The sequence below is a fragment of the Leucobacter holotrichiae genome, from assembly GCF_055791005.1.
The window spans coordinates 243,158-257,754 of the sequence record NZ_JBVUAC010000001.1 but is presented as its reverse complement, the minus strand read 5'-3'; the positions used below and the strand labels follow the sequence as shown (position 1 = coordinate 257,754).

Here is a 14,597-nt window from a genome sequence, read left to right as displayed (position 1 = left end):
GGCAGACCGCGCCTCGGGCGCTCGCCCGATCGTCATCCGGAAGGAAACGCTCTTGCGCGTCTCACGACTCCTCAGCGGCGCAGCCGCGATCTCGCTCACCGCCGCACTCGCCGCCTGTTCCTCGGGAGGGGCCGAGCAAGGCGGGGGCCCGTCCTCGAGCGAGGGGTTCCCGATCGAGATCGAGCACGTCTACGGCACCACTACCATCACGGAGAAGCCCGAGCGCGTCGCCACGGTCGCCTGGGCGAATCACGAGGTGCCGCTCGCACTCGGAGTGGTGCCCGTGGGCATGAGCAAGGCCACCTGGGGCGATGACGACGGCGACGGCGTCCTGCCCTGGGTGGAGGACAAGCTCGAAGAACTGGACGCCGAGGCGCCCGTGCTCTTCGACGAAACGGACGGCATCGACTTCGAGGCCGTTGCCGACACCGAGCCCGATGTGATCCTCGCCGCCTACTCCGGCCTTACGGAGGAGGAGTACGACACGCTCTCGAAGATCGCTCCCGTGGTCGCCTACCCGGACACGCCGTGGGGCACCTCGCTCGACGATATGATCGAGCTCGACGCGACCGCCATGGGCCTGCAGCAGGAGGGCGAGGCCCTCATCGACGATCTCCACTCGCAGGTCGAGGCCTCGCTCGCCGCCCACCCCGGGCTCGACGGCAAGAAGGTGCTCTTCGCCTACCTCAACCCCTCCGACCTCTCCAAGATCGGCTTCTACACGGTGCACGACACCCGCCCGGGCTTCCTCGCCGACCTCGGGCTCCCGCAGCCGGAGATCGTCGAGGACGAGAGCGCGAAGACCGACGAGTTCTACGTCGAGCTCAGCTCGGACGTTGCGGACCGTTTCGCCGACGTGGACGTGTTCGTCACCTACGGCGATGCCGAGGGCGAGTTCGTGAAGCAGCTGCAGGCGGATCCGCTGCTCTCGAAGATCCCGGCGATCGAGGAGGGCCGGATCGCGATTCTCGAGGACGCCACACCGCTCGCGGCGTCGGCCAACCCCTCGCCGCTCTCGATCGGCTGGGGCATCGACGACTACTTCTCGCTGCTCGCCGACGCGGCAGCGGGGCAGCGCGCGGAGTGAGCCCGACGACGGCCACTCGCACCGCGGCCCCGACCGCACCGGCGCTCGTCGGGATCCTGCGCCGGGGCACGGCCCGGCGCAGCGCGTGGATGCTCCTGCTCGTCGCGCTCGTGGTGCTGCTCGGGGCGGCCTCGGTCGCGATCGGCGCCCGCGACGTCAGTGCAGGCGACATCCTGGGAGCGCTGCAGGGCTCGTCGGACACGGTCGGTGAGAGCGCAGTGCTGAAGCGGCTGCCGCGCACCGTGCTCGCGGCGCTCGTGGGGGCGGCCCTCGCCGTCGCGGGCACCGCGATGCAGGCCGTGACCCGCAACCCGCTCGCCGAGCCCGGCATCATGGGCGTGTCGAGCGGGGCCGCGCTCGCCGTGGTGGCGAGCATCAGCTTTCTCGGCATGCACCGACCGTTCGCCCTCATGGGCGTGGCCATCGGGGGCGCGACGCTCGCCGCGCTCTTCGTGTACACTGTCGGTTCCCTCGGCAGCGGCGGCGCCACCCCGTACAAGCTCGCGCTCGCCGGCGCCGCGAGCGCCGCGGCATTCATCTCCCTCACGAACGCGATCATGCTGCCCCGCGTCGATCTGCTGCGCACCTTCCAGTTCTGGCGCGTCGGCAGCGTCGGCGGCGCGAGCTGGGAGAGTATCGCGGTGGCACTGCCCTTCTTCGCGATCGGAGCGCTCATCTGCGCGTGGACGGCGCGAGGCATGAACTCCCTCGCGCTCGGCGACTCCCTCGCGACCGGCCTGGGGGAGCACGTGCTGCGCACCCGCGCGCTCGCGGCATGCGGCGCGGTGGTGCTCTGCGGGGCCGCGACCGCCGTGGCCGGCCCGATCGGCTTCGTCGGCCTCCTCGTGCCGCACCTGTGCCGCAGCGTCATGGGGCCGGATCACCGCTGGCTGATCCCGTGCTCGGCCCTCGCGGGCGCGGCGCTGCTGCTCGCGGCCGATGTCGTCGGCCGGGTGCTCGCGCGCCCCGAGGAGCTCGAGGTCGGTGTGGTCACCGCGTTCCTCGGCGCCCCCTTCCTCATCTGGATCGTCCGTCGCCAGCGGGTGAGGGAGCTGTGAGCACCGCACTGATCGCTGCGGGTCGGCACCGCCGGTCCCGCCGCCGCTGGACGGCCGTGGCGGCGCTGGCCGGCTCGGTGCTGATCGCGTTCGCCGTGATGCTCATGGTGGGCCGCACCTTCTACGGCCTCGACGAGGTGATTCCTGCGGTGCTCGGCGACCCCGTGCCCGGAGCCGCCTTCGCGGTGGGCGAGCTGCGTCTGCCGCGCGCGACGCTCGCCGTGCTCACGGGATTCGCGTTCGGGATCGCGGGGGCCACCTTCCAGACGATGCTCGGCAACCCGCTCGCGTCGCCCGACATCCTCGGCATCAGTTCCGGGGCCGGCGCGGCCGCGGTGTTCGGGATCGTCGTGCTCGGCCTGAACGAGTCGGCGACCTCGATCTTCGCGCTCGCCGGCGCGATGGCGACCGCCGCCGCGATCTTCCTGCTCTCGAATCGCGGCGGCTTCGCGGGAACGCGGTTCATCCTGATCGGGATCGGCCTCGCCTCGATGCTGCAGAGCATCACCTCGTACATGCTCGCCCGGGCGGCCGAGTGGGATATCCAGCGCGCCATGCAGTGGCTGACCGGCAGTCTGACGGGCGCGGGTTGGGAGCAGCTGCTGCCGCTCGCGATCGCGAGCGGCGTGCTGGTGCCGGTGCTGCTCATCGGCAGCCGTTCGCTCGAGCTGCTGAGATTCGGATCGGACGCGGCGACGGCGCTGGGCGTCTCAGTGGGACGCACCCGGCTGGTGCTCATCGTGGCCGCAGTAGCCCTGCTCGCCTTCGCGACGGCGGCAAGCGGCCCCGTGATGTTCGTCGCGTTCATGGCCGGGCCGATCGCCGCGCGGCTCGCCGGGCCGGGATCCTCGATCCTCCTGCCGGCCGGCCTCACCGGCGCACTGCTCGTGCTGCTCGCCGACCTGGTCGGCCAGAACCTGCTCGGCGAGCGCTACCCCGTCGGGGTCGTCACGGGCGTGCTGGGCGCGCCCTACCTGATCCTTCTCCTCATCCGCATGAACCGCACAGGACACGCATCATGATCGCTTCACCCCACCAGCTCACGGCCGAGCGCCTGAGCGTCGCTTACGGCGACCGCCGAGTCCTCGACGGCCTCGACCTGGAGTTCGAGCCCGGCAGCATCACCGCGATCGTCGGGCCGAACGGCTGCGGCAAGTCGACGCTGCTGCGCAGCTGCGCGCGCCTCCTCAAGCCGCTCGAGGGCGCGGTACTGCTCGACGGCAGCGCCATCCATACGCGGTCGACGAGGGAACTCGCGCGCGTGCTGGGGCTCCTGCCGCAGAACCCCATCGCTCCGGAGGGGATCACGGTGGCCGACCTCGTCGGCCGGGGCCGGCACCCGCATCAGCACGCGATGGCCCGGTGGAGCGCCCGCGACTACGAGGTGGTCGCAGAGTCGCTCGAGGCCACCGGCACGAGCGAGCTCGCCGATCGCGCGGTCGACGAGCTCTCGGGCGGGCAGCGGCAGCGAGTGTGGATCGCGATGGCGCTGGCGCAGGAGACCGAGGTGCTGCTGCTCGACGAGCCGACCACCTATCTCGACGTCACCCATCAGCTCGAGGTGCTCGACCTGGTCCGCGAACTGGGTCGTGAGCGCGGCACCACCGTCGTGATGGTGCTCCACGACCTCAACCTCGCCGCGCGCTACGCGGACGTGCTCGTCGCGATGCGCGACGGGGCCGTGCGAGCCGCCGGGCCCCCGGCGCGGGTGCTCGAGCCGCCGGTCGTGCGCGACGTCTTCGCGCTCGACTGCCAGGTGATCGCGGATCCCGTCAGCGGCACCCCACTCGTCATCCCGATCGGAAGGCATCATGTCGACAACGCAGTGTGAGCAGCAGACCGAGCAGACGCCCTTCACGGTGGTGCGTGCACAGGCCGAGGAGGTGGTGCGGATCTCGCCGAGCTTCATCCGGGTGACGTTCGCGGGCGACGAGTTGCGCGGCGCGGGCAATCCGCATCGCACGCTCGACCAGCGCATCAAACTGATCTTCCCGCCCGCCTCGGGGCAGCTCCCTCGCCTCACCGACGATGCCGACTGGTACGCGGCGTGGCTCGCCGTGCCCGAGGAGTCCCGCGGTTCGATGCGGACCTACTCGATCCGGGACCTGCGCGTCGGCGATGACGGCGAAACGCGGCTCGTGGTCGACTTCGTGCTGCACCTCGAGCCCGGCGCGACGGGGCCGGCCTCGCTCTGGGCGAGCGCCGCGCGCGTCGGCGATGAGTTGCTCGTCGTCGCGCCCCGTCGGGGCCGTCTCGACGGCGGCGGGATCGAGTTCGCGCCCGGGGACGCGGCCAACATGCTGCTCGCGGGCGACGAAACCGCGGCTCCGGCGATCGCGAGGATCCTCGAGGAGCTTCCCTCCGACGCGCGCGGCATCGCCTTCATCGAGGTGCCCCTGCGCGAGGATCGGCTCGCGATCGACGCACCCTCGGGCTTCGAAGTGCGGTGGCTGCCGCGGGGAGGCGCCCTGCACGGCGCCTCGCTGATCCCCGAGGTGCTCGCGCACCTGGAAGAGCACGGCCGGGGCGCGATCCGGCCGGACGACCGCGGAGGGGACACCGGACCGGTCACGGCGGAGATCGGCGTGGAGCAGTTGCTCTGGGAGACCCCGCAGTACTCGGGCTCCGGCGAGGCGATCGAGGCCGGGACCGACCACCACGAGCGCTACTACTGGATCGCGGGGGAGAGCGGCGTGGTGACGACTCTGCGGCGCCACCTCGTGCGCGAGCTCGGGATCGCCCGCTCCCAGGTCGCGTTCATGGGCTACTGGCGCCGCGGCGTCGCGATGAAGGGCTGAGCCCCGCGTCCCGGACGGAACGCGGACACCGTCCCCTCGCCCGGGATCCAGAAGCGCCAGGGAAAGGCATCGCCGCCGGCCTCGCCGGCCACCCCCACGCGCGGCCCGCTCGCGATCTCATCGGGCTCAGCAGCCGGGGTCTCGAGCGCGAACGGCGCGGCGAAGAGGTCGAGCCCGTCGTGCGTCTCGCGAGCGATCCCGAGCGCCGCCGCGACGTTCCCCGGGCCTCGCGCCAGCATGCGCTCGGGCACCGGGGCCCCGCCTCGTTTCGCAGCGCGTCGCCGCTGCGCGATCGCGTGACCCGCTACGACCTCGCCGGCCCGGATCAGCACCCCGGAAGCGGTGCCCTCGGGCGAGCACACGAGGTTCAGCGCGAAGTGCATGCCGTAGCTGAAGTAGACGTAGGCGTGGCCGGGCGGCCCGAACATCGATGCGTTGCGCGCGGTGCGGCGATCCTTCGAGTGCGAACCGGGGTCGTACGGCCCGGGGGTGCCGACGCCGTGGTAGGCCTCGACCTCGGTCACGCGGATCGTCACCGTGCCGATCCCGCCCGTACCGTCATCGCCGGTCACGCTCAGCGCGGTGCCGAGCAGCCGCGGGGCGACCTCGAGGGCGGGGGAGAGGAAGAGCTCACGATCCATCCCTCCATCTTCTCGCAGGCGTCGTACCGTACCCTGGAGGCAGCGCCCCGACACGCGCGAGGGGGCGCCGAGGAGGTCGATCGTGAGTCAGCAACCCGTCGTCTACGCCGCCGCGGGCAACCGCCGCCTCCCGTGGTGGCCGCTGCTCCTGGCCGGAGCGCTCGTCGCCGCTGTCGGCGTCGGATTCCTGGTCTGGCCCTTCTTCGCGGCGAGCTGGTTGCTGGTGGTGCTCTTCGGATCCGCGCTCATCGCGAATGGACTCGCGCTGCTCACGCGGGCCGGCGGCTCATCCGCGGCCCTCGTCGGCGGAATCGTACTGATCGGAGCGGGCGTGCTCGCGATCGTCTTCTCCGATTTCACGGTCAGCGCGATCGTGGCGTTCGTGGGCGTCGGCCTCGTGGTCTTCGGCGTGCTGTGGATCGCGATCGGAGCCAGGTTCGCCGGCCGCAGCCCGGCCCTGCTCGTGCCGGGAGTGCTCGTGCTCGTCGGCGGGATCGTCGCCCTCGCCTGGCCGGGGCTCGCCCTCGCCGTCGTGGCCGTGATCGGAGGGATCTGCCTCGTGCTGCTGGGCTCGCTCATCATCTGGACCGCGAACCGGCTGCGCCGCACCCGGCCCTCTGCGACCACCATCGTCATGTGAGGAGCACGGCGAATGCCGCGCGCCCGACCCTGGACCCGGCGGTGAGGCCCGATATAGTTGACGCTGTTCACCCCCGATCACGAGGTCGCCACATGCCAAGCACCACCCGCGGTTCGCAGAAAGCGCGCGATACGCTCGACTTCCTGCGCGGCAGGATATCGAGCGGGGAGTGGCCCGTCGGCGATCTGATCCCGAAGGAGCCCGAGCTCGTCGAGCTCATCGGGGTGGGCCGCTCCACCGTGCGCGAGGCCGTGCGATCTCTCGCTGCATTCGGCATGCTCGAGACCGTTCCCGGCGTGGGCACCTTCGTGCGATCCCGCACGCCCGTCAGCTCCATCCTCTCGGAGTTCCTCGCCGATCACGACCTCGAGGAGGTGCTCGTCTACCGGCGATCGCTCGAGATCGAGGCCGCGCAGCACGCGGCCGTGCACCGCACCGAGGAGCAGCTCGCCCAGTTGCGGGAGGCGCACCGCCGCGTGCACGAGGGACTCGAGGCCGGGGCCGCCCCCGACTCACTCGACACCTGCAACCGCAGCACAGCGCCCGATTCTTTCCACCGTCTGGTCGTCGAGGCGAGCGGCAGCAAACTGCTGCTCGACCTGTACCTCGGTGTGATGTCGGTGCTGGAGGGCGCGAGTACCGAGGGCCGCGTGATCCTCGGCACCACGCTCGAGACCATGCACCGCGACCACGGCGCCGTGCTCGACGCTATCGCCGCGCGCGACGTGCGCGACGCCGCTCATTCCATGGCGCTGCACGTCGATCGCGACCTCGGCTTGCGCACCGACATGCTCGACTTCAACGGGCAGACGGAGCGCGCCACCTCACTGATCGACGCCGGCTACGACCCCGATCAGCTCGAGGCGTGACGCACTGCGGCGTCTCTGTAGGGCAGGCGGGGCTTGAACCCGCGACCGACGGATTATGAGTCCGCTGCTCTAACCGACTGAGCTACTGCCCCCTGGCAACCGTTCCATCTTACGGGGCGAGGGGCTCCCGCGCCACGCGGGGCGAACACCGTTCGCGGAGCCCGCGGCGCGGCGAGAATTCAACAGATCAGACCTTATACATCAGATCTACAGGCAACCTGATGATACGGTGCAATTCATGACCGAGAACGTTCAGTCCGCTGCATCCCCGCTCACCGACCCGCTGCCCTACGACGCGCTGCTACTGTGCTCCTTCGGGGGCCCGAACGGCACCGAAGACGTCATCCCGTTCCTGCGCAACGTGACGCGGGGCAAGAACATCCCCGAGGAGCGTCTCGCCGAGGTGGGAGAGCACTACCACCGCTTCGACGGACGCAGCCCCATCAACGAGCAGAACCTCGCGCTGGTCGCGGCACTCCGCGATGAGCTCCAGCGTCGCGGCATCTCCCTCCCCGTGGTCTGGGGCAACCGCAACTGGCACCCCTACACCGTCGACACCCTGCGCGACGCCTCCGCGTTCGGCGCGCGCCGCATTCTGACCATCGTCACGAGCGCCTACGCCTCCTACTCGGGCAGCCGTCAGTATCGCGAGCACCTCGCCGCGGCCATCGCCGAGCTCGGCGGCGATGCGCCCGAGATCGACGTGCTGCGCCCCTTCTTCAACGACCCCGGCTTCGTCGACGCGAACCGTCACGCGATCGAGGAGGCGGCCTCCGGTCTCGAGGGAGGGCTCGACGGAGCGCACATCGTCTACGTCACGCACTCGATACCCGACACGATGCAGGACGCCTCGGCGGTGACCGGCCCGGGGTACCGCGAGCAGCACGAGGACGTCCGGGCCACCATCGACGCGGCGCTCGCCCAGCGCTACGGGGCCGAGATCACCTCGTCGCTCGCCTACTGCTCGCGCTCGGGCGACCCGCGCACCCCCTGGCTCGAGCCCGACATCAACGACCACATCGAGTCGCTGGCCGAGCAGGGCGTCGGCAAGATCGTGATCGCGCCTATCGGCTTCATCTCGGATCACATGGAGGTCGCCTTCGACCTCGACGTCGAGGCACTCGAGACCGCCGCTGAGCACGGGGTCGCCGCCGTGCGCGCAGACACCGTCGGCGTGCGTCGCGAGTTCGTCTCGGGCCTCGTCGACATGGTGCTCGAGCGGGCCGCGCGCGAGCGCGGCGAGCGGGTCGAGGCTCGCACCACCGGATCTCTGCCCGCGCTTCCCGACAACGCTCCCGCCGGTAGCTGCCGCATGCGCCACGGCGAGGTCACCGGCATCCCGGTGATCGCCGGCAACGAGGACTGACGGTCGCGAGAACGATCCCGGCCGCACCCGATCACGAACAGCACGAACACGAGGACCCATGAGCACCGAATCATCCCGCCCGACCGTCGATCACTCCGCCGTCGCCGAGGCGATCAACGCCGACATCAACTACACCATGTACGCGGTCTTCCGCGTCGAGCGCGCCACGCCGACGGTCGGCATCTCGGCGGCCTGGAGCGGGATCGTCCGAGGCCTGCTGGCCGAGCTCGATTCCATCGACGGGCTCACGACGCGCGGCTGGTACGACCTCGCAGGCTACCGGGCCGACGCCGACATCCTCGTGTGGTGGCACGCACCGACCGCTGAGGCCCTGCAGGAAGCATATCGAACGGTGCTCGAGTGGGCCGGCGGCCGCCTCGCGCCCGTCTGGTCGTCGATCGGCGTGCACCGCGCCGCCGAGTTCAACCGGGGCCACGTGCCGGCGTTCCTCGCGGGCGACGCTCCTCGCGGGTACGTCTGCGTCTATCCGTTCGTGCGCGGGCGCGAATGGTACCTCCTGCCCGACGCCGAGCGCCGGGAGCTGCTCCGCGAGCACGGCGCCGCCGCGCGCGACTACGGCGATGTGCTCGCGAACACCGTCGCCGCGTTCGCGCTCGGCGACTACGAATGGTTGCTCGCCTTCGAGGCCGACGAGCTCACCCGCATCGTCGATCTCATGCGCGAGCTGCGCGCGACCGGTGCACGGCGCCACGTGATCGAGGAGACCCCGTTCTTCACCGGCCCTCGTCGCGAGCCGGGCGAACTCCTCGCCCGCGTCGTCTCCTAGGCCGAGCGCGTCCAACCCGGTCACGGATACGAGTGCCGCTCGGACGCAAAACCCCCGTTGGGAGCGCTTTTAGGCAAGCCTTCTCTTGCTTGCGGATCGAGCGGATCGGCGTATCGTTGGGGATGTACCGAGCGGAGACCTGCTCCCCGGCAGACCAGATGGAGGTTCAGTATGACTACTCTTGAACAGCAGCCGATCGCAGCGCAGGGCGAATTCAGCCGCCTCTCCGGGGTCGCGCAGTACCTGACCCCCGTGCTGCATGATCTGATCGCACTCGCGGTGAACGCCAAGCAGGCGCACTGGCACGTGCGCGGCAGCAACTTCATGGGGGTGCACGAGTTCCTCGACGAGGTCGTCGCGCACGCGCAGGAGGCCTCCGATACCACGGCCGAGCGGATGGTCGCCCTGGGGCTTCCGGTCGACGCCCGCATCGGCACCGTCGCGGCCCAGACCACCACTCCCGAGATGACCGTCGGCTTCCAGCAATCCGACGTGACCGTGCGCGAGGTCGTGGCGCAGCTCGATGCGACGCTCGAGACGATCTACGCTGCGGTGAAGGGGCTCGAGGAGATCGACCCCGTCAGTCAGGATGTCGCGATCGCGTTCGCGCAGCAGCTCGACAAGGATCGCTGGTTCCTCTTCTCGCACTACGCCGACTGATACGCGCCTCTGCTTCGAAGGGCCGCGTCTCTCGCTTCGAGAGGCGCGGCCCTGGCTCGTCCGACCAGAACTCCAGTGATTCGCATGAGACCGGCAGGTATTGGGATCTGACATCCGCTCTCTCGCGAATCACCGGAAATACGACTGAGCTGTGTCAGGCGGAATCTCCGACACCTGCCAGGTCGGAGATCGGCGCCGGCCTCGAATCGAGGTACTCCTCGACGAAGCGGCCGAGCACCATGTGCGAAGCGCGCACGTCGGCGCGCTCGACCCCCTCGAGGATCGAGTCGATCTCGGTCGGGAGGAAATAGCCGTGGTCGGCGTATGCCCGCACCCGTGAGGCGAACGACGCCGTATCGAGCTCGGGGTGGAACTGCGTGGCGTAGACGTTGCGGCCCACCCGAAACGCCTGCACCGGGCAGGTCTGCGAGCTCGCGAGCACGACGATGCTCGAGGGCACCTCGGAGATCGCCTCCTTGTGCCCCACGAAGGCGTCGAACTCGGCCGGAAGCTGGTAGAACAGCGGGTCGAGCGCACCGGCGGGCGTGAGACTGATCCGCACCGCCTGCGAGCTCTCGCCGTAGGTGCGATCCACCCGCGCGCCCTGATGGGCTCCGATCGTGCCGATGCCGTAGCAGACGCCGAGAAAGGGGAAATCAGCGCGCACGACCTCGTCGAGCAGTTCGGCGAGCTCCCGCTCGACGCGCAGTTCGGTCTCGGACTTGCGCTCGACGGGCTCGCTCACCGTGAACGGACTGCCCGCGAGGATGATGCCCGAATAGCACCCGAATTCGACCGGCCCGAGCGGCGCGCGGTCGATCCGCCGCCACGCGAGCTCTTCGGGGAGCAACCCCGTCAGCCGGCAGTACGCCGCGTGCTCGTCAGCCGCGACATCGTCTTCGCCACGGGTCGTGATGAGCAGGAACGGCTTCATGACTACTACCGTAGCGCCATGAAGCCGTTCCCGCGGTCGCGTAGCGAAGTATTACGACCGGATCACTCGTACGAGCGGATGGCGACGACGGCGTTGTGCCCCCCGAAACCGAAGGAGTTCGAGATGGCCAGCTGCGCGCCGTCGCCGAGCGGCTGCGCCTCGACCGACGCCGAGAGCGGGATCTCGGGATCCTGGTTCACGAGGTTGATCGTCGGGGGAGCGATGCGGTGGTGCACGGCGAGCACCGTGAAGAGCGCCTCGAGGGCGCCCGTGCCGCCGAGCAGGTGCCCCGTCGCCGCCTTCGTGGCCGAGACCGGGATCTCCTTGACGCGGTCGCCGAACACACGATGCAGGGCGGTGTACTCGGCGATGTCGCCGACCGGCGTCGATGTCGCGTGTGCGTTGATGTGGGTGACCTCGTCGGGGGCGGCACCCGCCTGCGAGAGGGCGAGCTCGACGGCGCGAGCGGCGCCCTTGCCCTCGGGGTCGTTGGCGGTGATGTGGTACGAATCGGCCGTGACGCCTCCGCCGGCCACCTCGGCGTAGATCTTTGCGCCGCGGGCGAGCGCGTGCTCCTCCGTCTCGAGTACGAGCGCCGCCGCACCCTCGCCCATCACGAAACCATCGCGATCGGTGTTGTAGGGACGCGATGCCGTCTCAGGCGAATCGACGCGCTTCGAGAGCGCCTGCGCCGAGTTGAACGCGGCGAGCGTGATCGGGTGGATCGCGGCCTCGGCGCCGCCCGCGATGACCACGTCGGCGAGGCCGAGCTGCAGATGCTCATACGCGTTTGCGATCGACTCGGTGCTCGAGGCGCACGCGGAGGCCACGGTGCGCGCGAAGGCACGGGCCTCCAGACGCATGGAGACCGCGGCAGCGGGGGCGTTGGGCATGAGCATCGGGACCGTGAGCGGCATCACGCGGCGCGGTCCCTTCTCCTGGAGTGTGTCCCACGCGTCGAGCAGAGTCCAGAGGCCGCCGATGCCGGTGGCCCAGTCGACGCCGAGACGCTCCGAGGGCACCTCGGGCTCACCCGCGTCCGCCCAGGCCTCCAAGGCGGCGACCAGCGCGAAGCGGCTGGAGGGGTCGAGACGCTTGGCCACCGGGCGCTCCAGCACCTCGGCCGGGTCGACCTTCGCCGTGCCCGCGAAGTTCACGGCAAGGCCGTACTGCTCGGCCCAGTCGTTGTCGAGCGTGTGGATACCCGACTCTCCGGCGAGGAGGGCCTGCCAGCTCTCGGGCGCGGTCCCGCCGATGGGGGAGGAGGCGCCGATACCGGTGACGACGATCTTCTTGCTCATGCTTGCGTGCTCCGCGATCTGGTGTGGAACGAACGTGGGGAAAGATTAGGACGGAGGGGCCGGGTCGGAACCCGGCCCCGTTCCGTAAGCCTTAGGCCTGAGCCTTGGCGATGAAATCGACGGCGTCGCCGACGGTCTTCAGGTTCTTGACCTCTTCATCGGGGATCTTCACATCGAACTTCTCCTCGGCGTTGACGACGATGGTCATCATCGAGATCGAGTCGATGTCGAGGTCATCGGTGAACGACTTGTCGAGGGCGACGACGTCGGCCGCGATCCCCGTCTCGTCGTTGATGATCTCGGCAAGACCTGCGAGGACCTCTTCGTTGCTGAATGCCATGGTGTGTTTCTCCTTGATATGGGTGGGGTAGTAGGAAGTGTACGTGTGGAGGGCGTCGGGGGAAGGCCGACGCACTACGGCAGCTCGATGATCTGAGCGCCGTAGACCAGGCCCGCGCCGAAGCCGATCGTGAGCGCGAGGCCGCCCGAGAGCTCGGGATGCTCTTCGAGGAGCGCGTGCGCGGCGAGCGGGATCGAAGCCGCGGACGTGTTGCCCTGAGTCTCGATGTCGCGAGCGATGACGACCGACTCGGGAAGCTTGAGCTGCTTCGCGAACTCGTCGACGATGCGCATGTTGGCCTGGTGGGGGATGAACGCGGCGAGGTCGCCCGGCTCGACGCCCGAGACCTCGAGGGTGCGCTGCGCGACCTTCTTCATCTCCCAGACGGCCCAGCGGAACACGGTCTGACCGTCCTGGCGCAGAGTCGGCCAGGGGACCTCGCCCGGATCGTTGCGGTACGCCTCGAAGGTCGAGGTCATGCGGATCGTGTCCCATTTCTCGCCGTCGGAGCCCCAGACGGTCGGTCCGATGCCCGGGTGGTCGCTGGGCCCCACCACGACGGCCCCTGCGCCGTCGGCGAGCAGGAAGGAGATGCTGCGATCCGTCGGATCGATGAGCTCGGAGAGCTTCTCCGCTCCGATCACCAGTACGTTCTTGCAGGTGCCCGAGCGCACGAGCGCATCCGCCTGGGCGACGCCGTAGACGTAACCGGCGCACGCGGCGGAGATATCGAATGCCGCCGCGGGCGTGAGGCCGAGGCGGTAGGCCGCCAGCGAGGCCATAGAAGGAGTGACCGCGACGTTCGAGATGGTGGAGATGATCACACCGTCGATCTCGGAGCGATCGAGACCGGAGCGCGCGATCGCCTCCTCCGCCGCCTCGACCGCGAGATCGACCGCGCCCCGATCCTGGCCGGCGTACCGCCGCTGCACGATGCCGGTGCGCTGGCGGATCCACTCATCCGACGAGTCGATCGGCTCGATCACATCGGCGTTCGGAACGTCTCGATCGCCCCTGGCCGCGCCGATGGAGAGGACCCGCGTATGAGCGGGACCGGTCGGCTGCACGAGTGATGCCATGTGCGTGAGTCCTTTCGGTCAGACTGTCAGGCTGCCGGAGCAGTCTCGGTGATGAGTGCCACGGCGGTGTCGAGGTCAGCGGGGGACTTGATCGCGACGCTCGGCACACCCTTGAGTCCGCGCTTCGCGATGCCGGTGAGCGCGCCCGCGGGCGTCAGCTCGATGAGGCCCGAGATACCGGCCGTCTGGAAGCCCTCCATGCAGGCGTCCCAGCGCACCGGGTTCGCGATCTGCGAGACGAGCAGTTCCAGGAAGCGAGTCCCGTCATCGACGATCGAGCCGTCGGCGTTGGTCCACAGGCGGTGGGTCGGCGCGGAGGCGGTCACGCCCTCGGCCGCTTCGCGCAGCACGGGGATCGCGCTCGCCATGTAGTCCGTGTGGAAGGCTCCGGCGACCTGCAGCGGGATCACCCGTGCGCCGCGAGGGGCGTCCTCGGTCAGAGCGGCGAGCGACTCGCGCGCGCCCGCCGCCACGATCTGACCGCCGCCGTTGCGGTTCGCCGGGGTGAGACCGTGCGCCTCGATCTTCGCGAGCACATCGGCCTCGACTCCGCCGACCACGGCGGCCATACCGGTCTCCGCCTTCGTCGCGGCCTCCGCCATGGCGCGGCCGCGCACTCCGACGAGTCGCAGCGCGTCCTGCTCGGAGAGCACTCCCGCGGCCGCGGCCGCGGCGAACTCTCCCACCGAGTGTCCCGCGATGCCGGCATCGGCGACCGAGGTCCGGGCGGACAGCTCACGCCAGGCAAGCAGGCTCGCCGCGACGATCAGCGGCTGCGCGACCGCGGTGTCGCGAATGGTGTCCGCGTCACTCACCGTGCCGTGCGCCACGAGGTCGACTCCGGCGCGCTCCGAGGCTTCGCCGAGGAACTCACGGCTGCCCGGCAGCTCGAGCCACTCGTTCAGGAATCCGGGGGTCTGTGAGCCCTGTCCAGGGCAGGCGATGACAATCACGCTCTCCAGTTTCTCAGATCAATGGCCCGAATCCTGCATATGGCGCACCATAAATCGTGAAAAAGGTTGTGCGAATCCACGATC

Annotated in this window: 16 protein-coding genes and 1 tRNA gene; 10 read left to right on the top strand and 7 right to left on the bottom strand. The window is 69.9% G+C overall.

Annotation, left to right across the window (positions count from 1 at the left end; translation table 11 throughout):
- Positions 1-52 precede the first annotated feature (52 nt).
- Genes AC0KXF_RS01235 through AC0KXF_RS01215 form a run of 5 tightly spaced genes read left to right on the top strand, consistent with a single transcriptional unit; the run spans position 53 to position 4,943 of the window.
- Positions 53-1,087 (top strand): iron-siderophore ABC transporter substrate-binding protein, encoded by a 1,035-nt coding sequence (locus AC0KXF_RS01235; protein ID WP_473107467.1) that lies wholly within the window; start codon positions 53-55, stop codon positions 1,085-1,087.
- On the top strand, positions 1,084-2,145 hold the full coding sequence (locus AC0KXF_RS01230) for a FecCD family ABC transporter permease (protein WP_473107466.1): 1,062 nt from the start codon (positions 1,084-1,086) through the stop codon (positions 2,143-2,145). The genes AC0KXF_RS01235 and AC0KXF_RS01230 overlap by 4 nt, the downstream gene beginning before the upstream one ends.
- On the top strand, positions 2,142-3,167 hold the full coding sequence (locus AC0KXF_RS01225; RefSeq protein ID WP_473107465.1) for a FecCD family ABC transporter permease: 1,026 nt from the start codon (positions 2,142-2,144) through the stop codon (positions 3,165-3,167). The genes AC0KXF_RS01230 and AC0KXF_RS01225 overlap by 4 nt, the downstream gene beginning before the upstream one ends.
- Positions 3,167-3,976, top strand: a complete 810-nt coding sequence (locus AC0KXF_RS01220; RefSeq protein ID WP_473107881.1) for an ABC transporter ATP-binding protein — start codon at positions 3,167-3,169, stop codon at positions 3,974-3,976. Before AC0KXF_RS01225 ends, AC0KXF_RS01220 begins: the two co-directional genes overlap by 1 nt.
- A complete protein-coding gene (locus AC0KXF_RS01215) occupies positions 3,957-4,943 on the top strand; it encodes a siderophore-interacting protein (RefSeq protein ID WP_473107464.1) in 987 nt (328 codons plus the stop codon). The genes AC0KXF_RS01220 and AC0KXF_RS01215 overlap by 20 nt, the downstream gene beginning before the upstream one ends.
- On the opposite strand, the gene AC0KXF_RS01210 is transcribed toward AC0KXF_RS01215, so the two are convergent.
- The gene (locus tag AC0KXF_RS01210; RefSeq protein ID WP_473107463.1) at positions 4,910-5,584 is read right to left on the bottom strand and encodes a DNA-3-methyladenine glycosylase; all 675 of its coding nucleotides are present in this window, start codon (positions 5,582-5,584) and stop codon (positions 4,910-4,912) included. The two genes, AC0KXF_RS01215 and AC0KXF_RS01210, sit on opposite strands and share 34 nt — an antisense overlap.
- Positions 5,585-5,666: 82 nt before the next feature.
- Between AC0KXF_RS01210 and AC0KXF_RS01205 the strand changes: the two genes are divergently transcribed.
- A complete protein-coding gene (locus AC0KXF_RS01205) occupies positions 5,667-6,224 on the top strand; it encodes a DUF308 domain-containing protein (protein WP_473107462.1) in 558 nt (185 codons plus the stop codon).
- Positions 6,225-6,316: 92 nt separating this feature from the next.
- On the top strand, positions 6,317-7,093 hold the full coding sequence (locus AC0KXF_RS01200; protein ID WP_473107461.1) for a FadR/GntR family transcriptional regulator: 777 nt from the start codon (positions 6,317-6,319) through the stop codon (positions 7,091-7,093).
- Positions 7,094-7,111: 18 nt separating this feature from the next.
- Here AC0KXF_RS01200 and AC0KXF_RS01195 read toward each other — a convergent pair.
- Positions 7,112-7,185: transfer RNA gene (locus AC0KXF_RS01195), tRNA-Ile, on the bottom strand.
- Between the two features lie 146 nt (positions 7,186-7,331).
- Here AC0KXF_RS01195 and AC0KXF_RS01190 point away from each other — a divergent pair.
- From AC0KXF_RS01190 to AC0KXF_RS01180, 3 genes are all read left to right on the top strand, one after another.
- On the top strand, positions 7,332-8,459 hold the full coding sequence (locus tag AC0KXF_RS01190) for a ferrochelatase (protein WP_473107460.1): 1,128 nt from the start codon (positions 7,332-7,334) through the stop codon (positions 8,457-8,459).
- A 58-nt stretch (positions 8,460-8,517) separates the two neighbouring features.
- Positions 8,518-9,246, top strand: a complete 729-nt coding sequence (gene hemQ / locus AC0KXF_RS01185) for a hydrogen peroxide-dependent heme synthase (protein WP_473107459.1) — start codon at positions 8,518-8,520, stop codon at positions 9,244-9,246.
- Between the two features lie 171 nt (positions 9,247-9,417).
- Positions 9,418-9,906, top strand: coding sequence for a Dps family protein (locus AC0KXF_RS01180; protein WP_473107458.1), 489 nt, complete (start codon positions 9,418-9,420; stop codon positions 9,904-9,906).
- Positions 9,907-10,060: 154 nt separating this feature from the next.
- Here the strand turns inward: AC0KXF_RS01180 and AC0KXF_RS01175 are convergent, their stop codons facing one another.
- From AC0KXF_RS01175 to AC0KXF_RS01155, 5 genes are all read right to left on the bottom strand, one after another.
- A complete protein-coding gene (locus tag AC0KXF_RS01175) occupies positions 10,061-10,840 on the bottom strand; it encodes a glutamine amidotransferase (protein ID WP_473107457.1) in 780 nt (259 codons plus the stop codon).
- Positions 10,841-10,902: 62 nt separating this feature from the next.
- Positions 10,903-12,141, bottom strand: coding sequence for a beta-ketoacyl-[acyl-carrier-protein] synthase family protein (locus AC0KXF_RS01170; RefSeq protein ID WP_473107456.1), 1,239 nt, complete (start codon positions 12,139-12,141; stop codon positions 10,903-10,905).
- Between the two features lie 91 nt (positions 12,142-12,232).
- Positions 12,233-12,481 (bottom strand): acyl carrier protein, encoded by a 249-nt coding sequence (locus AC0KXF_RS01165; protein ID WP_024356007.1) that lies wholly within the window; start codon positions 12,479-12,481, stop codon positions 12,233-12,235.
- Between the two features lie 74 nt (positions 12,482-12,555).
- Entirely contained in the window at positions 12,556-13,560 is a 1,005-nt protein-coding gene (locus AC0KXF_RS01160) for a beta-ketoacyl-ACP synthase III (RefSeq protein ID WP_473107455.1), read from the bottom strand.
- A 26-nt stretch (positions 13,561-13,586) separates the two neighbouring features.
- Positions 13,587-14,513, bottom strand: a complete 927-nt coding sequence (locus AC0KXF_RS01155) for an ACP S-malonyltransferase (protein WP_473107454.1) — start codon at positions 14,511-14,513, stop codon at positions 13,587-13,589.
- Positions 14,514-14,597: the final 84 nt, after the last annotated feature.